Origin of the sequence: Desulfotignum balticum DSM 7044 (assembly GCF_000421285.1) — a bacterium.
Classification (GTDB): Bacteria; Desulfobacterota; Desulfobacteria; order Desulfobacterales; family Desulfobacteraceae; genus Desulfotignum; species Desulfotignum balticum.
This window is the reverse complement of record NZ_ATWO01000001.1, coordinates 1,991,710-2,017,174: the sequence shown is the minus strand read 5'-3', so window position 1 is coordinate 2,017,174 and position 25,465 is coordinate 1,991,710. Positions and strand designations below refer to the sequence as shown.

The 25,465-nt window shown below is 48.7% G+C and carries 18 protein-coding genes; all 18 read right to left on the bottom strand.

Annotated elements, in window-relative coordinates:
* Positions 1 to 6 precede the first annotated feature (6 nt).
* Positions 7 to 717: a 16S rRNA (uracil(1498)-N(3))-methyltransferase gene (locus K365_RS0110180; protein ID WP_024334482.1), complete on the bottom strand. Its 711-nt coding sequence runs from the start codon at positions 715 to 717 to the stop codon at positions 7 to 9.
* Between the two features lie 2 nt (positions 718 to 719).
* Positions 720 to 4,316, bottom strand: coding sequence for a DUF3683 domain-containing protein (locus K365_RS0110175; protein ID WP_024334481.1), 3,597 nt, complete (start codon positions 4,314 to 4,316; stop codon positions 720 to 722).
* Between the two features lie 2 nt (positions 4,317 to 4,318).
* Positions 4,319 to 5,899: a phosphoglycerate dehydrogenase gene (gene serA / locus K365_RS0110170; RefSeq protein ID WP_024334480.1), complete on the bottom strand. Its 1,581-nt coding sequence runs from the start codon at positions 5,897 to 5,899 to the stop codon at positions 4,319 to 4,321.
* Positions 5,899 to 6,987, bottom strand: a complete 1,089-nt coding sequence (gene serC / locus K365_RS0110165; RefSeq protein ID WP_024334479.1) for a 3-phosphoserine/phosphohydroxythreonine transaminase — start codon at positions 6,985 to 6,987, stop codon at positions 5,899 to 5,901. The genes serA and serC overlap by 1 nt, the downstream gene beginning before the upstream one ends.
* Positions 6,988 to 7,001: 14 nt before the next feature.
* On the bottom strand, positions 7,002 to 8,624 hold the full coding sequence (locus K365_RS0110160; protein ID WP_006966391.1) for a peptide chain release factor 3: 1,623 nt from the start codon (positions 8,622 to 8,624) through the stop codon (positions 7,002 to 7,004).
* 196 nt (positions 8,625 to 8,820) lie between these two features.
* Entirely contained in the window at positions 8,821 to 9,219 is a 399-nt protein-coding gene (locus tag K365_RS0110155) for a VanZ family protein (RefSeq protein WP_006966389.1), read from the bottom strand.
* A 7-nt stretch (positions 9,220 to 9,226) separates the two neighbouring features.
* Complete coding sequence (locus tag K365_RS26515) at positions 9,227 to 11,890, bottom strand: RIFT barrel domain-containing protein (protein ID WP_024334477.1); 2,664 nt, start codon at positions 11,888 to 11,890, stop codon at positions 9,227 to 9,229.
* Positions 11,880 to 12,383, bottom strand: a complete 504-nt coding sequence (locus K365_RS0110145; protein ID WP_169432945.1) for an acyltransferase — start codon at positions 12,381 to 12,383, stop codon at positions 11,880 to 11,882. The genes K365_RS26515 and K365_RS0110145 overlap by 11 nt, the downstream gene beginning before the upstream one ends.
* Positions 12,384 to 12,472: 89 nt before the next feature.
* Positions 12,473 to 15,244 carry an alpha/beta hydrolase-fold protein gene (locus K365_RS26510; RefSeq protein ID WP_169432944.1) on the bottom strand — a complete coding sequence of 924 codons (2,772 nt, stop codon included), beginning with the start codon at positions 15,242 to 15,244 and terminating at the stop codon, positions 12,473 to 12,475.
* Between the two features lie 98 nt (positions 15,245 to 15,342).
* A complete protein-coding gene (locus K365_RS0110135) occupies positions 15,343 to 16,662 on the bottom strand; it encodes an O-antigen ligase family protein (RefSeq protein WP_156887706.1) in 1,320 nt (439 codons plus the stop codon).
* 6 nt (positions 16,663 to 16,668) lie between these two features.
* Positions 16,669 to 17,634: a glycosyltransferase family 2 protein gene (locus tag K365_RS0110130; protein WP_169432943.1), complete on the bottom strand. Its 966-nt coding sequence runs from the start codon at positions 17,632 to 17,634 to the stop codon at positions 16,669 to 16,671.
* A 47-nt stretch (positions 17,635 to 17,681) separates the two neighbouring features.
* On the bottom strand, positions 17,682 to 18,644 hold the full coding sequence (locus tag K365_RS0110125) for a glycosyltransferase family 2 protein (RefSeq protein ID WP_024334472.1): 963 nt from the start codon (positions 18,642 to 18,644) through the stop codon (positions 17,682 to 17,684).
* Position 18,645: 1 nt separating this feature from the next.
* Entirely contained in the window at positions 18,646 to 19,347 is a 702-nt protein-coding gene (locus K365_RS0110120) for a DUF8692 domain-containing protein (protein ID WP_024334471.1), read from the bottom strand.
* 18 nt (positions 19,348 to 19,365) lie between these two features.
* Entirely contained in the window at positions 19,366 to 20,364 is a 999-nt protein-coding gene (locus K365_RS0110115; protein ID WP_034624920.1) for a phosphotransferase family protein, read from the bottom strand.
* A 1-nt stretch (position 20,365) separates the two neighbouring features.
* Entirely contained in the window at positions 20,366 to 20,926 is a 561-nt protein-coding gene (locus K365_RS0110110) for a hypothetical protein (protein WP_156887705.1), read from the bottom strand.
* A 2-nt stretch (positions 20,927 to 20,928) separates the two neighbouring features.
* Positions 20,929 to 22,440 (bottom strand): lipopolysaccharide biosynthesis protein, encoded by a 1,512-nt coding sequence (locus tag K365_RS0110105; protein WP_024334468.1) that lies wholly within the window; start codon positions 22,438 to 22,440, stop codon positions 20,929 to 20,931.
* A complete protein-coding gene (locus K365_RS0110100) occupies positions 22,437 to 23,570 on the bottom strand; it encodes a glycosyltransferase (protein ID WP_024334467.1) in 1,134 nt (377 codons plus the stop codon). Before K365_RS0110100 ends, K365_RS0110105 begins: the two co-directional genes overlap by 4 nt.
* Positions 23,567 to 25,465: an asparagine synthase (glutamine-hydrolyzing) gene (gene asnB, locus K365_RS0110095; RefSeq protein WP_024334466.1), complete on the bottom strand. Its 1,899-nt coding sequence runs from the start codon at positions 25,463 to 25,465 to the stop codon at positions 23,567 to 23,569. Before asnB ends, K365_RS0110100 begins: the two co-directional genes overlap by 4 nt.

The following is a 25,465-nucleotide window of genomic DNA, read 5'->3' as shown; positions in this document are numbered from 1 at the left end:
TTCAGATCAGACAAACAACCGGGAGATCAGGCTGGTGACAGCGGTTTCAACGGTCAGAATCCGCTGTCCCATTGCGCAGGTGACAAAACCGATATCTTCCAGGGTCTTGACTTCCAGATCGATCCACCCTCCTTCCGGTCCCACTGCCAGGGTCACCGGCTGATTCACACCGGCCGGACAGATCTGTTCGGTTTTGGGGTGAGCGGTGATACATCGGGTGCCGCTTGATATCGCCGGCAGTTCATTTTTGACAAACCGGCTGAAAAACCGCTTTTTGCTGATATCCGGCATGACCGTGTCTTTTGCCTGCTCCAGGCCCAGCCGCTGGTATTGCACCAGATTGGCATCGTCCAGAAACGGGCTCTGCCAGAAACTTTTTTCCACCCGCCAGGAATTCACCAGAAAGATCTGCTTGACCCCCAGGGCCGTGACATTCTGGATGATCCGGCGAAGCATCTTGGGCCGGGGCAGTGCCAGCACCAGGTTCAAGGGTATGGCCGCCGGGGGGGGCTGGTGCAGTGTCACCTGCATCACCAGTTTCCGGGGATCCATGTCCTGGATTTTGCCGTATCCCATGTTTCCATTGACCATCCCGCAGGCCACTAAATCCCCGGGCACGGCTTTGAGCACGGCCCGGACATGGGTATGTCGTCGGCCTGTGAGACAGACCCGGTGGGCAGAAATAAAATCATCTCTGGTCAGCAGAATCAGGTTCACGGTTAGAACGTCACAATTTCCCGGGAACGGGTCAATTCGTCCAATCGTTTGTTTTTCCAAAGACTCCCGCCCATGGCTTCGGCCAAAGCTTCGGCCAGATGAACCGGTGTCACCCCGGTCAGCCGTCCCAGACCCTGCACACAGGATGGACAGTTGGTCAGAATCCGTGCCCGGGGTTTTTGTGTGACATGGCCTGCCAGGGTCAATGCGTCCTGTTTGCGCACCAGCATGTTGTGGCTGATATCCGGCCGGGACAGGGCCATGGTTCCGGCCTGGGAGCAGCAGTGCGGCACAGAAGTCACGGTGAACCCATGGGTTTTCAGCAATGCGGTTCCTTTGTCTTTTAATGAATCATGGCAGGGAGCATGGTAAAAACAAGGGGTTGCCGGCGGTTCCGGCAGGGTCCAGCGGTCCAGTACATATTCACTGACATCGGTTACCGGGGCTTCGAAAATCTGGGCCACACCCAGATGGCCCAGCGATTCCATGCAGGTGCCGCAGGACACCACCACGGCATCAAAGGTCAGGTCATTGAACATCTCCCGGATCTGGGTCAGAACAATGGTGTTTTTCAACGCCAGTTCTTCGAATTGCTTGGTCTGGGCATTGACCAGAAAAGGATACCCGCAGCACAGAAACGGCGGCGGCAGAATGACCCGGTGATTTTGGGACAGCAAAATAAACAGGGCCGCTCTGGAAATCCGTGAATAAATGCGTTCACTGCCGCATCCGGGAAAATAAAATACCGTGGAGATGGCCGGTTCCAAAGGTTCCAGGACCAATGCCTGATTTTTCAGGGTCATGGGAACTTTGGACCGGAGCGTGGCTGCATCCGGCCAGGGCATTTTAGACCGCAGCACCTGCATGGACCGGATCCCGGAAAACGGCTTGACACCGGCAACCGGGGACAGCAACGTGGCACCGGTGCGCTGGAAAAAAGTCCCTGCGCCCAGCAGCCACGGCCGGGTCAGCTGGTTCGGCAACGGCCGCTTGTCTGCCAGATATCTCAACGTGGTCCGGGTGGCCAGCGGGGTGTGTTTGAACTGCATGGTTTTAAGGATTTCCCTGGACTCGATGGTGATATCCCCGGAGTCGATATTGACCGGGCATTTGGTCAGGCACCGGTGGCAGATGGTACAATGATCTGCAATCTCCTCTAAATTTTTCAAAATCTGGAATCCAGTGGACCGGGTCCGCTGGGTGATATACAGCAACGCTTCAATCAGGGATCCCAGAGCCAGGTTCCGGTTCCGGGGATGAAAAAACATGTTTTTTTCCGGGAAAAACACCGGACACATGGGCTTGCATTTGCCGCACCGCACACAATTGGCAATGTTCATGGCCAGATCATACAGGGAACCATGCTTTAAAATCCGTGCCTCCAGCTTCAAAAGATTAAAGGAAGGTGTGAACACCTTATTTAAAATATCAGGTTCACTCAGTTTGCCCGGATTCATGATCCGGTCCGGATCCACCTGGTTCCGGTATTGATCCAGTGCCTGAACCGCTTCGGGTGACAGATATTTGAATTTGGTGATACCGATGCCGTGTTCTCCGGATACCACCCCGTTCAGGGACACGGCCTTTTCCATGATCCGGTCAGCGGTCAAAGCCGCCCGTTCCATCATTTCCCGGTCATTGGACAGTACCGGGATGTTCACATGCACATTGCCGTCTCCGGCATGCATGTGGGTGGCCACCACAATCAGACGGGCCCGGGTGGTGTCATAGATGGTTTCCAGTTTTTCCAGAATATGGGTATACCCCCGCAGACTCTCACAGACATGGGTATAGAAATTTTTGGCATGGATTCCTGCTTCCAGGGCATCTCTGGAGGCAATGGGCAGCTTTTTTTTGGTGGACCAGGCCAGATCCTTGGCCTGTCCCACTTTTTTTTTCAGCCACTGGGGATCGGACAGGGGCACGGCCCGGTCCAGGTAAGCCACCATATTGTCAATGATCCGGGCCTGGTTGAAAGCCTTTTCCTCCAGGTTGGTCTGGTCCACGAATTTGACAAATTGCGCCAGTGACGTCAACGGCAGCACAATGTCCTCATTGAGCTTGAATGCGTTGGTATGGGCGGCAATGGCCCCTAAGCGTTTGCGGTCCTCCCAGAAGCGCGTGGCTTCTTCATCGGTCCGGGCAATGGTCAGGCCGGTTTTTTCAAAGGGCGCCAGAATGGATGCCAGGGTCTTCACCCCCTGGTCGAGACACCCGGTATCATTGGATACCAGGTCCACCAGCAGCACCGCCTTGAGCCGGTTGCCCAGAGCGTTTTTGGTTTTATAGTCAATGGCCTTGATATAGGCTTCGTCAAAATGTTCCAGGGCCATGACCGCCGGATCCTTGTGGGCAAAGGTGGCGGAAATGGCTGTGATCACCTGACCGGCTTCGGTCATGTCATTGCCGAAAAACTCGATGCAGCAGGTTTTTTTAAAAGAAAATTCCGGATACAGGATGAACTGTGCCCAGGTGATGATCCCGTCACATCCCTCTTTCTGAATACCGGGAAGTCCGTTGAGATATTTATTGGTGACATCCTTGCCCAGACCTTTTTTGCGGATATCCGCTCCGGTCAGTTCAATGGTCCGGACCTTTTCGCCGGTGTCATCAAAGACGTCAAAAACCACCGCATCGGTATATAGAATTTTCCGGCCCGGATGGCCTTTCCGGGAAACGGTGTAGACATTGCCGTCCGGCATGACAATACGGTAGGACAACACATTGTCCAGGGCCGTGCCGAACAGGACCGCTGTTTTTCCCCCGGCATTCTCCGCCAGGTTGCCGCCAATGGTACAGGCCCAGGCCGATGTGGGGTCGGTGGCAAATATCAGTCCCTGATCCCGGGCCGCATCTTTGGCATCCTGGGTAAGAACCCCGGCCTGCACCTCAATGGAAAAACAGGTGCCGTCACCGACTTCAGCCAAAGGGGCAATGGCACCGATGCGGTTGAGTTTTTCCGTGTTGATCATTACACAGTCTGACGTGAGCGGTGTGGCCCCGCCGGTCAATCCGGTACCGCCTCCCCGGGGGATGATGCACAATCCCAGTTCACGGATTTTTTTCACCAGTTCAGGCACCTGGGATTCCTTGTCCGGACGCAGCACGGCTTTGGGCAGAAACCGCCGCCAGTCGGTTGCGTCGGTGGCATGGGCCGTCAGGGTGAAAGGATCGAAATAAATGTTGTCTTTGCCGACAATCGGGCGGAACGCCCGCAGAATTTTGCGGTGAAACCCTGCCTGAGTGGTGATTTGGTTGACCAGTTTTTTCAGGGTCTGTCTGCACGCATCCAGCACCTGGAACACCTCAGGATGTTTGGCAGCGTTTTCAATGATGTCCAGATCTTTTTCAAATTCGGAAAACAGCTGCTTTCGCTGGACCGGATGCGCCACCAGCTCCTGAAAAAGAAACGGATTTCGCCCGATGATGAACAGATCCCCCATGAACCGGTACAGCAGCCGGGCGGAACGGCCGGTGCTTTTTTTGGTTTCCAGGGTTTTGATGATCTGCAGCACATCGGATCCGAAAAGATGCCGGATAATCGGGTCATCCCCGGCCGATGTGTAGTTATAGGGAATCTTTCTTTCTGGATCACGCATGGCTACAGCTCAAAGGTCTTCATACTCACCACCAGCTCCAGAGCTTCGATTTCCGCAATCACGTCCGGCGGCACCGGGGTATCGGTTTTCAGAAAAATGATGTTGCGCTGGCCGTCTTCTTCCCGGCCCACCATCATGCGGGAGATATTGATATGGTGTTTTCCCAGGGTGTTGCCGATGGAACCGATGGAACCGGGCTTGTCCACGTTGTGAATCAGGCCCAGATGACCTTCGGGAATCACTTCCAGCCGGAATTTGTTGATGCGGACAATGCGGATCCGGTCTTTGCCGAAAATCGTGCCGGACACCACATCGGTCCGGGTATCGGTCACCACGGTCATGCGGATCAGGTTGATGAAATTCCCGGACTCAGGCGATGTGGCTTCGGAAATCTTGATCCCTTTGCTGCCGGCCAGGGAAATGGCATTCACGGTATTGACTTCATACGAGGTGAATTCATTGAGCAGTCCCTTGATCGCGGCAATGGTGACCGGTTTGAGGTCCAGGTCCGGAAATTTGCCCATATATTCGATCTGCACCTCCCGGATCCCTCCTGAAATGAGCTGGGCCTGCATTTTGCCCATTTTTTCCGCCAGATATAAAAACGGTTTGAGCTGGCGCAGGACCTCACCGGTGACCGACGGCACATTCACGGCATTGATCACGGTGTCATGCAGCAGATAAGCGATGATCTGCCTGGCCGCCGCCACAGCTACATGGGTCTGGGCCTCCCGGGTGGACCCTCCCAGATGGGGGGTGGCAATGACTGAATCCAATGCCAGCAGCGGCAGGTCACCGGGCGGTTCTGTGGAAAATCCGTCCAGGGCCGCACCTGCCACTTTTCCGGACACAATAGCGTCATACAGCGCGGATTCGTTGATGATCCCGCCCCGGGCACAATGGATCACATAGACCCCCTGTTTCATTTTTTCAAATGCCTCGGCATCCAGAAGATCGATGGTGGCATCCATTTTGGGCACATGCACGGAAATGTAATCCGCCCGGCTGTAAAGGTCATCCAGTTCCACAAACTCAAACCCCTGTTTTTCGATATGTTCCCGGGAGATATTGGGATCATGAACCATCACCCGCATTCTCAAGCCTTTGGCCAGATGGGCCACCCCGGAACCGACATTGCCGAAACCGACGATTCCCAGTGTTTTGTTGAAAACTTCCCGGCCCAGCAGCCGGTTTTTTTCCCATTTTCCCGCTTTTAACGATGCCGTGGCCTGGGGAATGTTCCGGGTCAAAGACATGAGCATGGCTATGGCATGTTCGGCCGTGGTCACGGTGTTGCCGCCGGGCGTGTTCATCACAGCCACCCCTTTTCGGGTGGCCTCGTCAATGTCCACATTGTCCAGACCGACCCCGGCCCGGGCAATCACCTTGAGATTGACGGCCGCATCCAGAAGAGACTTGTCCACCCGGGTTCCCCCCCGGATGGCCAGTCCGTCATAGGCGGGAATAATTGTTCTGAGTGCTTCCGGGTCCAGATCGGTTCGGATATCCACATCGATGCCCTGCTGCTGCTGTAAAATCTCGATGCCGGCCTCATCCATTGTTTCACTGACCAATACTTTCATCATCCCTTCTCCTGTTCAAACCGTTCCATGAATGCCGCAAGCGCGGCAACACTTTCCATGGGAACCGCATTATAAATCGATGCCCGGCACCCCCCCACAGACCGGTGGCCTTTGAGCCCGCCCAGACCGTTTTCCAGGGCCTCTGCCACAAACCGGTCTTCCAGGTCTTCTGTGGGCAGGCGGAACGTGACATTCATCAAAGACCGGGAATTTTTTTGGGCCGTGGCCTGATAAAAACCGGACCCGTCAATGACATCGTACAGCATCCGGGCTTTGCGCTGATTATGTTCCGCCATGCGTTCAAGTGTGCCGAAGGTTTCCTGAATCCATTCAAGCACCAGGTCAATGGTGTAGATGCCGAAACAGGGCGGGGTGTTGTACATGGAGTTGTGGGCTGCAAACGTCTTGTATGCCAGCATGGTGGGCAGGTGCTGTTCGGCTGTTTCCAGAAACGCCTCTTTGACAATGACCATGCAGACGCCGGAAGGGCCTAAATTTTTCTGGGCGCCCGCGTAAATGAGCCCGAACTTTTCCATGGGCAGGGGCCGGGAAAAAATATCCGAAGACATATCCGCCACCAAAGGGATCTCAAAGGTTTCAGGAAACTGATCAAACTGGGTTCCTTTGATGGTGTTGTTGGAAGTGACGTGCACATACCGGGCCCCGGGTGTACAGGAGATGGTTTTTGGCACATACGAAAAATTCTGGTCTTCGGAAGACGCGATCACCTGAATGGTTTTCCCCTGAATCCGTGCTTCTTTGATGGCTTTAGCAGACCAGGTCCCGGTGTTGATGTAGTCTGCGGTATCGTTTGGGCCTAAAAAATTCATGGGCACCATGGCAAACTGCAGCGACGCTCCGCCCTGAATAAAGAGCACATGATCGTCAGAATTCAGTGACAGCAGCCGGCGCACCCGGTCAATGGCGCCATTGAGAACAGCATCGAACTTTGCGGAGCGGTGACTGATTTCAGTGATGGACATGCCGGAGTCATTGAAATTCAAAAACGAAGCCTGGATTTTTTCCAGAACCGGCAACGGCAATGCAGACGGGCCGGCATTGAAATTATGGATTCGGTGTGCCGTCATCAGGGATATTCCTTTCAAAAGCCAGAAGATTGGATATTGTGTTCCCGGGTCTTGTGAAATTGGATGTCCGGCCATTCTTCCATGACAAATCCCAGCTGATATTCGCTGGTGGTCATGAACGTCAGGCACCCTTCCGCATCCAGGGCAAGGCTGGACTCGTTTTTCTGCCGGAAAAGTTTCAGCATTTTTTCATCCTCGCAGGTAACCCATCTGGCCACGGACAGGTCAATGGATTCATACCCGGCATTGACATTGTATTCCGCTTTCAGCCGGGCCATGGTCACGTCAAACTGCAGCACGCCCACGGCTCCGATCACGTGCATGTTTCCCATCAACGGCCGGAACACCTGGATGGTACCTTCTTCAGCCAGCTGGGTCAATCCCTTGTTCAACGACTTGGTCTTGAGGGGATCCTTGAGCAGGACCCGCCGGAAATGCTCGGGCGCAAAACTGGGAATCCCTAAAAATGTCAACGGCTCTTTGGTGGTGAACGTATCCCCGATCTTGATGGTGCCGTGATTGTGGATCCCGATAATGTCACCGGGATAGGCTTCTTCCACATGGCTGCGTTCCTGGGCCATGAACATGGTGGCATTGGACAGGCGGATCTCTTTTCCGATGCGGTGATGCTTCACCTTCATTCCTTTGACAAACTTGCCGGAACAGATGCGGAAAAATGCGATCCGGTCCCGGTGTTCCGGGTCCATGTTGGCCTGAATCTTAAAGGCAAACCCTGAGAAATCGCTTTCCATGGGGTTGACATCCCGGGACTGGGCCGGCCGGATCCCGGGCGGGGGCGCAATTTTCACAAACGCATCCAGCATTTCCTTGACCCCGAAATTGTTGATGGCTGAACCGAAAAACACCGGGGTCTGGGTCCCGGAAAGATACAAGGACATGTCAAAGGGATCGGATGCCCCTTTGATGAGCTCCACATCTTCTCTGAGCTGATCCGCCTGGGATGAAGCGATCAGTTCATCCAGCCGGGGGTCGGACAAATCCTGAATCATGATACCGTCATCATCTTTGGGCGTATATCCCGGAGTGAAAATCCCCAGTTCTCTGGTTTCGAAATTATACACCCCTTTAAACCGCTTGCCCATGCCGATGGGCCATGTCAACGGCACGCATTCGATCTGGAGTTTGTCTTCGATATCCTCGAAAATATCCAGCGGATCCAGCCCTTCCCTGTCCAGTTTGTTGATAAAGGTGATGATGGGGGTGTTGCGCATGCGGCACACCTCCATGAGTTTCCGGGTCTGGGGCTCCACGCCTTTGGCATTGTCGATGATCATGACCGCGCAGTCCACGGCCGTGAGCACCCGGTAGGTATCTTCGGAAAAATCCTGATGCCCGGGCGTGTCCAGCAGATTGATCTCATACCCTTTGTATTCAAACTTCATGACTGAAGAGGAAACGGAAATGCCGCGTTCCTGTTCAATGGACAGAAAATCGGACAACGCGGCCCGGTCGGTTTTTCTGGATTTCACGGCACCGGCCTGGGTGATGGCCCCGCCGAACAGCAGCAGTTTTTCGGTCAAAGTGGTTTTCCCGGCATCCGGGTGGGAAATAATGGCAAAGGTCCGGCGTTTATTGATCTCCCGAACCCTTGCCCTGTCTATGGTGTCTGATTCCATTCACTGACATCCTTGTCCATTGTTCCTGTTTGTTGCATGACAGGGCTGCATATATCCTGCCGCCGCATATTTTATATAATCAATCTTGCAGTTTATCATTTTTCATTACATCCGGCAATTCATTCTTAAAACAACACCGGCCATGGATGCCCCATGGCCGGTGTTTGAAAAAACAAAAAATAAGGGTTAAGACCCTCTATCCTCCTGATTTGCAACGAATTTTATAAAACAAGATCAGTCCTCCGGCCATGCCGGCGGCATTCAACCCGATATCGGACAAACTGCCAAAACGGCCCGGCACATACATCTGAAGCACCTCCACAAGAACCCCCACAGACATGGCAATCACAATGGTGACTATTGTGCCGGCCCGCCGGGAAAACCGGATGTGCGCAAAATAATAAAGAGACACCAGGGTCAATACCCCATACATGGGAACATGCATCAGGTTGAAAATCATAGACATTATTTTTTCCTGCCATGTTTTTTCAGACTCCGGTATTTCCGCCATGGGCATGAGGGATCCGGCCATGATCAGAATCACCACCGCTGTGAACAATAACGCCAGCCATTGTTTTTTTCTGCTGTAAGACATCCGGATATTATCTTTTCATGATCTGTTGAAGTTGTAGTGAGACCCAGTGCCATTCTTTTTTAAAAGAAAACCGGGCCAGGTTTTTAAACATTTGATTCAAAAACATAGAATATTGCCTTGTTTGCTTGAATTTTCCGACATTATAAGGGGTTTTGGGGAATGAACTTTCTTGGTCGGTGTCAAAATCCGGATGCATCATGTCCAGACATGCCAATCCATTGGACATGACCAGGGCCATGGGCCGGGTGAAGTGCCGGGTGTCAAACCGGCTCAATTCATGGACGGCATGGGAGAAAAAAAAACGGCTTTTTTCTTGGTAGACCTGTTTTTCCGGGGGTTTTGAAAAAAATGCCGCCCAGGCAAACACATCGCTTTTACGCAGGTCCTGGGCCGCCCAGGTTTCTGTGGGAAATTCCAGGATTTCCGGTTTTTCCAGATAAGGGTATTCATTTTCCGCCATCCACCCGGCATAATGGCGCAGCACTTTCCTGGCATAGGCAAACCATTCATCCATCTGGCCTGCAGATTGCTTGATCTCCAGGTACCGTCCCAGGGCCTGGAGAAATATGGTATAAAACCAGCGGATTTCCGCATTCAGCAAATCCATGGTTTCCAGATCATCTCCCGGATCCACAGCCCTGAGAATCAGGGCCTGGGCATGATCCAGATACATGGGATCATATGTGAGCAGATACCCGTCCAGCAGGGTATTTAACGCATTGCCACTGGCTCTGCAGGGACCGTCAAACTGAAAAATCCGGGGACCGGGTTTTGAAAACCGGGCCTTTGTTTTTACCGCCAGATGCCTTATCTGCTGAAATACCGTCTCTGACAAGGTATCCGGCCCTTCCAGCAGGGCAATGATATAACCGGCCAGGTCCTTGACCGCTTGTCTGTATTTTGGATGGCCCGTGATCCAGTAAAGATACAGCAATCCGGTGGCATAATTGTGTTCCGCAGATGGTCCGCCGCCAAAGCCTCCATCCGGTTTAAACTGCCTGTGTGCCGCAGATATGGTGCGATGGGAGGAGGTATGGGCATCCAGGTGATGGTCTGTGTGCCAGAACATCCCATGGTTGTACTGGTATTTGTCTTTGTGTGTGTGATAAATATCAATGTCAACCACATGATCTGCCAGATGGTTTGCCAGGGTGAACCACTGGTGTTCACCCGTGCGCATAAATTGAATCACTGCGCCTTTGATGACATCATACTGGTTATTGTAATGGGAAACAAAGAACTGATCTTTGGCCGCAGACACCGCTTCATGGTCGGCAAAAATATCTCCGAAATTACGCCACCCAAACTCATCGATCCGGATATTTTTTTGTTCATACCCAATGTCTTTGTTGATAAATCCCGCCACCAGCCGGTCATACAGGTCCACGTCCCTGTTTTGCGTTCCTTTTTTTGCCGGGACCGGTCCCGGGATGGCCTGATGATAGGCCTCACAGGAGATCTGCGGAACCAGGGGATCCACCGCAGACAGCAGCGGGGTGATTCCGGGTATGTCCGGAGCAAACCCTGCATAAAATGCATGTGTTTTTTGCTCTCCGGGCTGCAGTTCGAATAAACCCCCAAATGCTTCCGGAAACAGCCCGATATCAAGGTGATCTTTGGTTATTGCCAGGGATTTGGGGAAATTCTGCCAGAAATCTTTTATATATACCCCTAAAACTGCCGGCCGGCCGGTAACCCCCATGAACGGGGCCGCATGGTTACCGGATCCCTTTACATCGCCTGCGTGAAAAATTTTGTATCCTCGGAACTGAAGCGGTATGTTCCCGTCTTTGTTGACATGATTTCTGGAAAACCAGTTATCATGGCCGCTGGAATCCTGGTAAATGCGGACAGAAGAACACTCCGCCTCCCGGACCGGCAGCACCCCCGACTCAGGGGTATAAAAAACCGTGTTAAAATCTTTGTCATCCAAAGGAAGGCGCACGGTCAGCGATTTGAAATAAAACGCATTCTCATCTCCCAGATCCCAGGCACCGCCCGGGTGAACCGCTGCATTGGTGTTGCAGATGGAAAATTCAAACTTGACCCAGGGGGTGTTGGAAAAAAAATGGGTGAGGCACTCAAACTTTAAAAACCGGGGCCGGGTTGTATTTTCAAACCACCCCCTGGTACAGATGGTTTTGCGCAGCAGGGTGTCATGGGAAATGGTTGTCTCTTCTATGACAGGTTGCCAGATGGTGTCATCTGCATCCTTTAGAACAACTGCGCTGTTACTTAGGCAAGAAAAATCTCTGCCGTCATATTCCACACTGTAAAACGGCTGAAAAACCCCCTTGGTATTCATCTGCACTTTAAGTTGAGCAGATTGTATCGTTATCCGGTCTGCCTGGTGTCGGAGCCGGAACCCGGAAGTTGCGAATGGATCTGTTCCATCCGCCGTGACTGAGGAGGTATCTGCTGTTTTTTCAAGTTCAAAAACGACCGTGTCCCCCGGGTCCGCTGACACCTGAATATCCACCAGCAGCCATTTGATGCTGTGATCCGGCCAGGTTGCCAAGACCTTGTGCCCATAGGGAAGAATCTCACCTTTTTGGGTAGTCAGAAAGAGTCGGTCCGGATGAGTGGCATAGCCCCGGGGAAACGGGACACCAAAACTCACCGGTTCATTTACCCTTTTGATGCCTGAAGATTCTGTGAACTTAATTTTCATGGATCTGCCGGCGGATTTGAAACGGATTGCCCGCGCCCATGACATGGTCCGGCACCACGGCTGCCACCACGGCCCCTGCCCCGATCATGCTGGTATCACCCACATCTGCCATCACCACGGCCCCCTCCCCGATCCAGGCCCGGGGACCGATATGGACCTGTACCATATTTTTGGCATCAAACCCTTTCCATTGCCCGGTGTCATCTAAGGCATGCTGCTTTTTCCCACTGGTTACACTGACCCGGGAACCGATCAGGGTGCCGGCCTTGATCCAGGATGACCCGATCAGTGAGTAGGGTCCGATATACACATTTTTTTCAATTTTCACCTGCCGGTGGGTACATATGGCACCAAATGAGATCACACACGCCTTATCACAAAAATCAAGCACCTGCCGGTAAAATGCGGCCCGCAGATAGTTACCGGGCAGCCCCGGCACCAGGGCCCAGAACTGGGCAAAAAAGGCAAACCAGCTTTCTGCCTGAGTGTTCATCTGTTTTTCCAGGTTGACAATCCATCCTGAGGGCCAGACAATCATATAACACAGATAAAAACACAAACTTTTAAAAAAGGGTTTCATTTTCACACCGGGTTTTTTGAAATCACAAGTTTATTTTTTTGCCGGGACACCGTTATTTTTTCAAGGGTGATCACGCCGTGGGCATCTGCAATAATCTGTCCGTTCTGGATTACATGGCCATGGATATCAATATTTTTCCAATACAAAACAGTGCCGGGCATGACATGAAACTGTTGTATCCTGCGGGGGGTGATATCTACGGTACAAACCTGAGCAGGCGCCTTGTCCATCAGAGCGACGGTCATCTCCAGACGGTCAACGGTATCCACCAGGGTGGGATCCTCCCAGTACAGCCACTGGTTGGCCTGCCCGGCCGGATCGCCGTTTCCGGGATCGCCGTTTCCGGGATCATTGTCTAAGCTGCACCGGGTAAATGCCGGCAGCAGCTGATCGGTCCGGATATCCAGTGGCATGACACGTTCGCTGTTGTTGCCCGGCATCACGGTCCGCTGGCCATGTCCTTTTTGCCCCCAGACAAACAAATGGGGCTGTTTGGTTTCTTGCAGTGCTTTGAAAAACTTGACCGCCTGACCCCATCCGATCTGGTTGTCGTTTTTGCCATTGGCAAACGTGATAAATCCCATCTCCTTTTCCGGATGGGCATACAGATATTTTGCATTGTTATAATAATCCCATACCGGGGTGCCGTCTTCAAATTTAACTTTGAACTCCGGACTTCCCCATACCTTGGCATAAGACCCCTTGAACTGCGGGGATTCTTCCGGGATATGCACCCCGACCCAGGATCTGGCCCAGGCGATTTTTTCCGGATACCGGATGGCCATCATCACACTGCCGGATCCCCCCATGGAGGAACCGGCAGCAAAGGTCCGGGACAGATCCACCGGCCATTGGGAGTCTTTGTCAATAAATGCCAGAAAAGAAAACAGCCGGTTGATGGTAAACGGCCGCACCACGCCATGTTGCCATTCCTTATTTGACTTCGGAGAATTTTTTGAAAACAGATGTTCATGATACCCGGTCCACCAGTCATAGGGATACTGGTTGGAAGCAAGCAGGATCGCCCCTTTTTCAGCATTGTTCCACCAGGCATATCCTTCCAGAAGATTTCCTCCCCATGAATGCAGATGAATTCCCACGGGTGCCGGATTTTTTACATTTTCAGGAACCGCCACCAGATAATCAAAGGGATGGGCATTCATTCCGGCATTGGGAAAAGTTTCCCAACGGGTAAAAAAATACAGGGTGGGATTTTTGATATATTGAAATTCTTTTGGGGATTCAACCCGCTGCAATATGGGTGTCCCGGGCCCAGTATCTTCTTGGACCGGGTTTTGGGTGACATTTTGTCCGATTAGAATTTCTTTGTTTTCACGACCGCCTGTGACAGCCGTGACCGCATAATAAAAAGAGCCCTTTTGCTCCGGTGTATATACGAACGCCCCCTTATTCAGTGCCAGAGGACCCTCTTTGGGTTTAACAGTATACCGGATGGCTTTTCTGCCCGAATATTTTTCTGCGTTGGTGTGAATTCCATAAAAAAATTCATTCCAACCGGTAAACCCATCCACCCGGGCCAGGGGGGTCAATTGTCTGACATCTTTAATGGGGGTATTTGACCGGTAAATGTGGTACTGCACCTTATTTTTGATCTGTTTTTTTCTCTCAAAATACTGCCCATAGGTTATGTCAGCATCCGGAAAATCATTTTTCACCATATCAAAGGTTAAAAATGTCTGGCCGTCTGTATGCCATGCCCTCAGATTTTCGACCTGAGAAGCCTCAGTAACCGGTTGACGGACAGGTTCTGATTTTTTAGGACGAGCTGATGCTGGTATTTCAACCGGCGGCGATTCTGCCTGGCTTGGTTTTATATACCAGCTGTTTTTGACAGACAGGTCATTGTCAAACACCCTGGCAGATCCGCCGTCCCGGGATCTGATCGCCCGGTTGGCAAAATTGCCGGCAATCACCACATCTTTTGTTTTTTCAAACCGGTATTCAATGGCATTGGGATAGGTGGAATCAATATAAATGGTGTTGTTCACCACCTCGATATCTGTTGCGTTGCAAAGGTAAATACCGGTATCTTTTGTGGTATGGATGAGATTATCGGCAATCCTTCCTGAATAAACCGGGGAGTTGTCCATGCCAAACAAAATACCCCTGTCGCAATGGATGATTTTATTGCCGGTAACAATGATATTTTTTGAATGGTTCCAGAAATGGACCGCCCCTTCTGTGAGCTTGCCCCCGGGATTTGTGATATTTTTGAACACATTGTTTTTCACCACCCAGTTTTCCCCGTGGTGGACATCAATCCCGCCGGTGTAAGACTGGAAAGCTTTGCCACCGGTAAATTCAAACACGCAGTTTTCCACCATGGCGGAACGGATAAAATGGCCGGGTCTGTTTTTATCAAAAGATCCCTTGAGCATCTGTTCACCGGTATCAAAAAAATGCACATTGCTGATAAACACTTTTTCCACTTTGTTTTCACCATGGATCTGAACCGCATGCCGTTTGACTTGTCCGATCTTCAGATTCTGGATATAAACGTGACTGCCGTTGATACTGAAAACATTGTCAACGTTTCCGGCATGTCCTTTACCCTTGATCACCACCGCACCCGGATTGAGCGAAATGCCTTTGTAAGTGACCCGGTCCCCGGATATCTCAATGCGGTGCGGGATCTCATACACCCCGTCTTCAATCAATACCGTCAAATTGCCTTTTTTGTTCAACGGAACGGTTGCCATCAGTTCTTTGACTGTGGAAACCACCAGAGTGTTTGAAAAGCCTGCCTGCGGCATGGCAAAAAAAATACCTGAAATAAAAAACAAGAAAACTATCTGTTTCAAACGGATTGGCATAATGGTTTCAGTTTTTGCAGGCACGCATTTTTGGGTTTTCAGTCATAAGTCCCGGTGATCTTGGTTCTCACTTTCTTTAAACAGATCTGATACAAAGCGTTGTTAAACAGCAGCAATACAAAAAAAATTTCATAAACATTCAGGCTCAAAAACAGTGAACAGACGATCAGTCCGCTAAAAGAGGCGGTGCCGGCTTTATTGTATAAATTTATTTTGTCCATATCCTGATCATCAACAAAGTGAGGGCACCAGCGGTGAATTCTTAGTGCATGTACAAAAAACAATCCAACGACAACAATATAAGCAAGCCCGGCGCCGACACCTGATTCGGCAGCAAATTGAATGAATGTGTTATGCGCCACCATTGGTCTGATATCATGGTACTCTGGCAAAGCGGTAATAAATGATCCGATCCCTACACCGACAATTGGATGATCTGCGATTATTTTAAGACCCCCGGCCCATGCATGAAGCCGATCTTCTGCCGAACTTTCCCCCTCAAAATCAACAATGCTCTGACTTCTTTGTGTCAGAACATCGCCGGCCTGCCATTGATAAAAAATTAAAAATACCGCCATTAAAGGCACCGCCCATATTTTTTTCTTGGAAAGAAAAATTACAGAAAACATAACTGTAGCAATCCCAACCAGCCCTCCCCGTGATCCGGTTAAGAACACAGCATGCCACCCCAGCGGAATAATTGCCCAAAGTATCCAGCTCAGCCATCTTTTTTTACATTCCCAGCCCAGATAATAGATAAAGGGCAAACCGGTCACAAACAGCATGGCAAAGGCGTTTTCGTCTTTATAGATATTCCCGCCGTCCAGTCCGGACGGTCCCATCAACCGTCCCGTGTTAAACTGTGCCCAGTTTTCAGAAAAATACTGATGATTGGCCCAATAAGTCAGGTAGAATGTTGAAAAAGCAAAAACAAGTGTGAGATATTTTAATTTTCGAATATCGTTGATTTCCAGAGTTGCGCAAAAATAAAAAACAAAGATGGTGTTTGTTATCGAAAATAATTGGTGCGGTTCAAGTCCGGCTGAAGCAAACGAGGAGACATAAGGACCCAAAAAAAATGAAACAGCGATGCAGAACCAGAGGAGTCCCAGCCAGCAATTCTGCCAGTTAATCAAGAAATCAAGATCAACATGCTGTCTGAAAAAGGAGAGGAATACCCCGGAAAGGGTGGCCAGTGCAACAATCAAAGAGACGCGCAAGCCTTCAAAAACCCACCACCAGATATACTGAGGGCCCAGTATAGCAAGCAGATAATAAGCGACAATTCCCACCCATGGACGAAATATTGCAGCGCCACCGCTGACTGAAACCAGACCTAAGAGAAATAGTCTTCCCACAAGTTATTAATTTTTTCCCCTATTATTTGGCATTATTTGACCAGATTTCAGACGGGATAAAAATTCATTGACATTTTTACCCAGACAGCATCTGAATGCCTGAACATAGCTTCTTACATAAAATGGATTCCACAAAATGGATTTAAGGAACAATCCAAGGGCAGTGATCATTTTTTTTTCTGCAAACTGCATCATCCCATCATTGTAGAATAATTTTGCCTGAACCCATCGAAACAGCCATCCTGTCGAATTGGTCTTAATAAAATGCTTTTCAACCAGTTTCGCATGATAATCCCGCATCATTGTTTTGTTGTCAGTCAAGCTTTGAGCGTGTTTTCTGTAGAAACATAACGACATGTCATTGAAGAAAACATTGCCTGTTTTAGCCAGGCGGATACGTAAGTCAAGATTTTCAGCACCTCTGAGTTCCGGATCAAAACAACCGGCTGCCAACAATTTCTTTTTTTCCACCAGAAGGGTTCCACCCCATATATCATTGTGGTGTGTCCACAGCTTAGTATATATTCTGCCTTGAAATTTCTTATCAGGCATACACTCCCGGATAATTTTACCTGAATTGTCGATCATTGTGTAACCACTGTAAATAAACGCAACGTCATCAACACGTGCATACAACTCTATCTGCCTTTTTAATTTATCTTCATGCCAGACATCATCGCTGTCTAAAAAGGCAATCAGGTCTCCTCTGGCAATTTCAATCGCTGCATTTCTTGCATGGGCCGGTCCTTTATTAGACTGCCGGATGATTTTGAGCTTTCCTTCAAACGTTTTTTCAAAAGATTGGACGACAGCATAAGAGTTATCTTCAGATCCATCATCCACGGCAATCAGTTCATAATGGGTATAAGTTTGGGCCTGTATGGATTTGAGTGCAAATGGAATATATTTTTCCCTGTTGTAAAAAGGGAAAATGATTGAAACAAAAGGTTTTTTTAAATCAGAATGTTGCATAATCCGTCTGAAGGGCATGCCAGATAGAGTCCATAAGAAGAAATTTTCTAATTGCAGTCAAGCACTTTTTGTAAACAGGAATCCGGCGATATTCCTGAACAGTGTCTCTGGGCATAAATCTTACCGCGTATCCTGTAAAAATGGGCCTGTGCTTCAAATTCGGCAGTTGTATTCCGATTCAGTTTTGCCCGGTACAACTGCCAGAGCGTCTCGATCAGTTGTCTCCACAAGTATCTGGAACATCCGCCAATCAGGGTGCCAAAATAATCATTCGGTGTTACAGAAGAATAGCCAATCCGGAAATTTCTGTATGCCAGCCCTTCAGATGTCAATTGAAATGGCCTGATTTGATGATAAACGATACTGTCAGGTAAATACACCGACAAAAAACCGTTTTTTTTTAACCGTGCAAGTAATTCTGTTTCGCTCCCCATTCTGTAGACGGTTTTATTGTCCGGACCAATTTCTGTATTATAGGTATACCCCTGATCAAAAATTTTTTTTCGTATTGCCAGATTCGGCCCATAGGGCAAAAATGGGCCTGAATCATAAAGCTGTTCGGTTGGAAAAGGATCATGCAAACCAAAGATGCTTTGATTTAATGGATGATGGTTTCCCCAGCATGGCGCTTGATTGTCCGGCCAGGCCGCCAGAATTTTTCCCCCGAATACATCATTTGCCGGCCATCGACCAGCTCCCTGCCACATATGAATCAACCAGTTTTTGTCTGCGATGATATCATCATCAGTAAAAACAAAAAGATCTCCTTTTGCCAATGGAAGTACCAGATTAAGTGCATGATTCTTGCCCGGTTTTCTTTGAACGAAAAAACGCAAGGGAAGCCGGTGCCTGTAGCTATTGACAACTTTTTGTGTGTCAATATCATCTGCATTGTCCACAATCAACAGTTCCCATACCAGATTTTCAGTTTTCAGATACAGCAGACTGTTCAAAGTTCGTGACAAAATATCAGGACGGTTGCATGTCGATAATATGACAGAGATGTTCAAGTCATGCCTCTTTTTTGTTGGCAACCGTTATCGCCATAAATTTGAATTGTTCTACCATATACCGAAGTAACGTGTAGATAAAAACTGCAACACCAAGCATTTCAAGCAACTCTTCACATGTATAAAAAAAGCAGTAAAGGACATTGTCCTTTCCATATAATTCCGCTTGTCTGCCACCAAGCAGTTCAAATCCGATTGCACCTGAAACAAAAATGCTCCCTGAAACTAAAAACAAAATCATTATTGGTTTGGGAAGATCGAACAAAAATTTTAAGTACAGGATCATGAAAACCATCAGAGCGGCGCTGTAAGGCAGAACCCATGCATAGTAGAAGAACCCGGACATATTGAAAGTGTTTCTTGTGATGATTGTCAGATTCTCGTGTATGCCATGTATTTCATCGATTGATAAAAATAAAAAGATTAACGCAAGACCAAACCAGGGCAAGTATGAGAATGTTAACTTTTTATTGATAAATCCTATCAATGAAAGCAGGATACTGACAAACACAAGAGCAATTGACGAATAGAGGGTTGGAATATTTCTTTCAAGACTGAAATCAAACAACGGAATCAACCCATAAACATAATCATGATCAAAATAATATTTGGATATGATTCCCAGGACATTGGCACACAACAAAAATAAAATCAGATACAGATTCAACTTCAAAACTTCTTTCGGGCTGAATTCAAAACGCATCTATTTCCTCATTGGTTTTTAAAAAAATGATTTATCCCTGTTGTTTATTATAGATTTTAATAGCTGCAGGCATTCTTTGTCCATTACACCTGTTTGACCATAAGCTTTTAATTCGCGCAATCCCATTTCAAGCAATACCGCTTCTATCCATTGAATAAAATCGATTTCTTCTATCTCCATCAAAGCGGTGTACCTGTTCAAACATCTTTTTATCAGTTCCATCGATTCAGGAGTAAAGAATGCCGTTTTGACCACCTCATAAAATGATCTTGTTTGTCTTGTGATGTTCAACGCATAAATCAGGTTAACAACAAACCAGACGATGTCTGATGGAACCGGAGACGTGGCCGTGGAAAATTCCCAGTCAACAATCCCTGAAATGGACATATTTCGTTCATTTACAAGGATATTGGCTCCCCAGTAATCATTATGGATAAAAAATCGATTCTTTTTGAACAGCGTGTCCCTTGTCTCAACTATCAAATCAATTTCTTTTATGGACAGACCTGTCTCTGTGAGCACGGCAGCCGGCAGAAGGCTCAACGCCCTATCCATACCGGGATGTTTATTTTCAATATCCTTTGAGGTGTTCATCCCATTGATTTTTATTAAAATCTCTATTGCTTGATTGACAAGGCTCCAGGTCAAAGGGGTGTTTTTTCGGGCACACAACACGTCATGAAGAGTCCGCCCCCTTATCCCTTCTTGAATCAGATATGCACATCCATTCAAATAACCAGCCATGTAGGGATATGGGATATATGGCCGCAAAAAATCATCCTTTGCCGCTTTCTTCAATGCCTCAAATTCTGTTTCAATTTTAAAATTGAATTTTTTATTTCTGGTTGTCTTCATGATATATTTTGGAAAGTGACAATGATGTTCAGAAAATACCATTATCAGATTATTTCCATGATCTTCCAGACATGAAGACAACAGAACACAATCAATATCTGCAGGTGGATTTTCCTTAAAAATATCCGCCCAGTTATTCAATAAAAATTGTTTGAAAAACATCTTATTTTTTAAACTCAGGCACCGCTATAATCAGAAAATATTCATACAGTCGATCGGAAATTCCCCATAAAATCATCAAATGTTTGATAATTTTTTTGATTTTTCCCTTCCAGGAAGGATCTGTCTTTAACTCAAATATATATGTTTCAATATGCTGCCTGTTGGTTGAATCAATGGGTATGAAACAATAGTAATAATCCGGATGAACACCAAACACACTTATTTGAAGTTGCGTTATTCGCTTGAACATCTTTACCAGAGATTTCAATTCCCTGTTATTGCAGAAAACAGCCATGCCTGAAATATCAGGCATACGCCAGCGGGATATTAATTGATTGATTTGATTCAGACCCAAAAGGCCGGCATGGTTGTCTATGACAATGACATCATTTGATTTCAAATCAGTGTCCTTTTGACATGGCAGATGCTTGATATCCTCCTGAATCTTCAGTAAATTGTCTTTTGTTTTAAACAAGCTGAAATAATGGATTTTACAATTTTTTTCCTGTGTAAAAAAAAACTGAAGTAAAATATCGGTCCGGCTTGATTTTTTTTCATGCATGGTCATCTATTTTTCCGTTCAAAAATCAATTTGCCATAGCTGTAATAATCGTGAAGTTCATTCAGACCGGAAAATAAACAGGCAAACACTGAAAAATATATCAGAATAGCGGCAAAACCGCCAACCGCAAGGCTGATCACTGTATTCATATGTTGTGAAAAACAAAACAGCAGAAAACACCCTGCCACCATAATCAAGCTTGATATGAGAGGTTTGCCCACCGCATATAAAAAATCTTTACTGCGGATGGCAGTTCCTTTGAACGTATAATATACCGTTGGAAACAACACCAGGTAGTTTGCTGCAGCATATCCGGCAGCCACACCCTTTCCTCCCCATGGCAGGCCCATGGCAAATGAACTGCAAATAACCACAGCACTGAAAACACCCATTTTCAAATACAGTCGGCTTCTTCCGGTTGAGATGAGCACCATTCCCAATGTTCCGCTGACCGGCTGAACAAAAGCGGCAATGGCCAGTATTTTAAAAATGACACTGGCACCTATCCACTGGGGCCCCAGCAGCAGATGAATCAACTGGTCTGAATATACCAGCATAAACCCCACAAGTGGCATGGATACAAATGCAAGCAGTGATACACATTTCAAATAGTAGTTTTTATACAGATCCGGATCATTCTGCAACCGGCTCAAAGCGGGCAGAGCAACACTGGTCATGGGATCACGCAGATTGGTAATGGGCATCATCAACAGCTGGTATGCTTTGCTGTAAAGTCCCAGAGCTCCGCTGCCATGGTATCGTCCAATAAGCACATTATCCATGTTTCGTGAAAAATAATTGATGGCATTGAATCCCATCAGGTCAGAACCGAACCTGATCATGGCCCCGACACCTGAATGACGATATGGCAACCCAGGTATCCAGTTGCAGGAAAGCCAGCAACCGATCGTCATCAACGTAACATTGGTCAAGGTGTTAAATATCAAAGCCCAGTAGCCAAACCCATAATATCCGGTGATAATGGCCACCAGAATACCACCGGTCAGAGATAATATCCGGATTTTAGCCAGTGTATAAAACCGCATCTGCCGTGTGAGCAGAGCGGAATGCTGAATGTTCAACCCCCCGGTAATAAAAATAACAGATAACGACAACATCACCTTCAGCATTTCAGGCGTTTTGAAAAACCATGCCACAACCGGAGAAACGGCCGCAACAACCAGAGTAATCAACAGCCCGATCGCCGCATTGATCCAGAACAGAGTGCTGACCTGTTCATGGTTGATATTTTTTCGCTGAACCGTGGCTGTTGACAAACCCAGGCTTGAAAAGATACCTGCAAAACCTGTGATAGAAACCGCCATGGCATTGATTCCATAATCCTGAGGGCTTAAAATCCTGGCCAGAATCATGGTGGAGCCCAGCTGGATAATAAACATCACGGCCTGAGAACCGACCGTCACCATCCCGCTTCGCAAAGACCTTTTTTTCAGGTCAGACTGAAGATGGGTGGTATCAAATATATGACGGTATTTTTGCTTGGATGTCGTCATTTATGGCTGCCTGTCAAACAATCATAAAGATGCTGGTAATCCAATGCCATTTTTCCGGCTGAAAATTCTGTTCTGATCAGTCTGGCTGCTTTTGAGGCTGTCATTTGCGCTGTTTGCATATCCCTGACCAGATATTCCAAAATCCCAGCCAGTTCAACATCATTTCCCGGCTCGAATAAAAAGCCGGTATGCCCCTGTTTTACCAGTATCCGGCAGCCGGATATATCAGATGCCACCACTGGAATTTCCGCGCCCATGGCTTCCATCAGGCACCGGGGAATTCCTTCTGAGAGTGAGGGAAGCACAAACAGATCAAAACTTTTTAAATACGACAACCGGTCCGGTTTAAACCCGGTAAACAGAACATGCCGAAAAATGTGCAGATCTTTGGCTGCCTGCACCAACGGATCTTGATGATCTCCCTCCCCCACCACAACCAAATGCCATGAAAAAGACCGGACCCGGGCCAGCGCTTTCAGAAGCGTGTCGATTCCCTTGCCTTGAATCAGACGGCCGACATATCCGATCACTATATGGCCGGATTGTTTGATGCAATTGATCTGTGCCGGGATGGTGGTCACTGCATCTATCTCATTGATATCCACCCCGTTTTGAATAAAAGTCAGTTTTTTTTTGACAAAAAATTTTTTTTCAAGGCCGGCATACAGCTCCGGTGATAAAGGGACTACGGCATCCAGCCAGGGAAATATCATCCGGTCCATCATTTCATAGCATTTGAGGGCAAATCCCGCTTCTTTGCTCCAGCCATGGGGGGTGGAGATGATTTTACACCGGGTTCCCATGACAGCCAGAAACCCGATCATATCGGTTTTGTACCAGTGGGTATGAAGAATATCGATCTTGTTTGCAAAGATATACTGCCGCAGTCTTCTGACAGCAGACAGATTGATTCTGCCCGGCGCATTGATCGTGACAGTTTGAAATCCCAGGGCGGCCGCCTCCCGGATCAGGGGCGGGTCTGCCTTTCCCGGGTCATCTTTGATCACACCGACAACAGATTCCACTTTGGCAGGGTTCAGGTACCGGACCAGAGCCAGAATCCATCGTTCCGCACCATACAGCCCGGCAGGGCTTCCCAGCTGTAAAACACGGATGGGCCTTTGTTTCATTGCAACGGTCCTTTGTGAAACTGTTTTTCCCACAGCCCCAGCATCATCAGGCCCCAGAGCAGAACACTGTGGTCCGCCCTTCCCTGCTGATGACGGGACCACAGGGTGTGAAGCTGTGCCGGGTTCATACAGGACAGAACCACCTCACTGTTAAAGATATGATCATGGGCAAACGCGTTTAAATCCTTGCGAAGCCAGTGTGCCGCAGGTATGGCAAATCCCTGTTTGGGCAGATCTATAATTTGGGGAGGCAGGTGTTTTGCTGCAAGGTGACGCAGCAGCCGCTTGCCGGACCCATGGCTCACCTTCAAATTCAGGGGCAATGCAGCGGCAAATTCAAGGATCCGGTAATCCAGCAGCGGATTTCTGACTTCAAGGGAATGGGCCATGCTCATTCTGTCCACCTTGACCAGCACATCGTCGGTCATGTAGCACTGGATGTCGGTATGCTGGCTTCTGGAAACCGGGTCTGTGCCGCTGCTTTTCTGATACACCGGCATCACGGTTTCCGCCGGGGTGAAGCCTTTCAGGGCATCCATGAAACCCTTTGCATACAGGTTCTGCCGGATCTTTTGCCTGAGCCAGATCAGGTCGTTGTAAAACGCCTGGGCATCGCTGACAGCCAGGTTTTCAAAGATGGTTTTCAGCCGCAGGAACCGGGGCAGTCCGGGGCCGGCCGGATACAGGGCACCGATCAGAGAAAACAGCGGGGTTCTCAAAACCGCCGGGAGCACCGATCGCAGTCTGGATTCCATCTGGTGGGGCAGATACCGGAAGGTGTATCCGCCGAATCCCTCATCCCCGCCGTCTCCGGACAGGGCCACGGTCACATTTTTTCCGGCCATGCGACACACATGCCAGGTGGGAAGCGCACTGGAATCGGCAAACGGTTCATCAAAAAAAGCGGCGATTTTTTCAAGGGTCTGGGATGCATCCGGATTGACGATGAACTGGTGGTGGTCTGTTTTTAAAAAATCCGCCACCATGCCGGCTGCCGGCAGTTCGTTGAACCCTGTTTCATCAAACCCGATGGTGTGGGTGGCAACCGGTTGAGATGATATCTTCGCCATAAAAGACACCACCAGAGAAGAGTCTATCCCGCCGGATAAAAACGCACCCAGGGGCACATCACTGATCAGTCGGAGCTTTACCGCGTCATACAGCAGTTCCGTCAACCGGTCTGAAGCCTGGTCCATGGTCAGGTCACGGGTTGACCCGAAATCAAGATGCCAGTATTTTTTCAAATTCAAGCCATCAGATGTCAGGGTCAGGGTGTGGGCAGAAGGCAGTTTGGATATGTCATCATAAATTGAATAAGGAACCGGGATATAGCCAAAGGAAAAATAGCAGTCCAGGGCTTTTGGATCTATTTTTTTCTGTGACAGGCCCGCAGCCAGGATCGCCTTGAGTTCCGAGGCAAAAGCAAACCTTTTGCCGTCCCAGAAATAGTAAAACGGTTTTTTGCCCACCCGGTCCCGGGCGGCAAACAGCGTTTTTTTCCGGCTGTCCCAGATGGCAAAGGCAAACATGCCGTTGAATTTTTTAACGCACGCTTCTTTCCATTCAATATAGGCATTCAGCACCACTTCTGTATCTGATGTGGTGCTGAACCGGTAATTTTTGCGCACCAGTTCTATTTTTATCTCTTGAAAATTGTACACCTCTCCATTAAACACAATGTGCAGGGTTTGATCCTGGCTTGCCATTGGCTGTTGGCCGGTAGAAAGATCAATGATGCGCAACCGTTTGTGGCCTAAGGCCGCATGATCATCCACATAAACCCCTTGTTCATCAGGGCCGCGGTGGGCCATGGTGTCTGCCATGTTTGTAATCTGCGCCATGGCGCTGTCCCGGTTATGGGGCACAAACTGAATGATTCCGGCTATACCGCACAT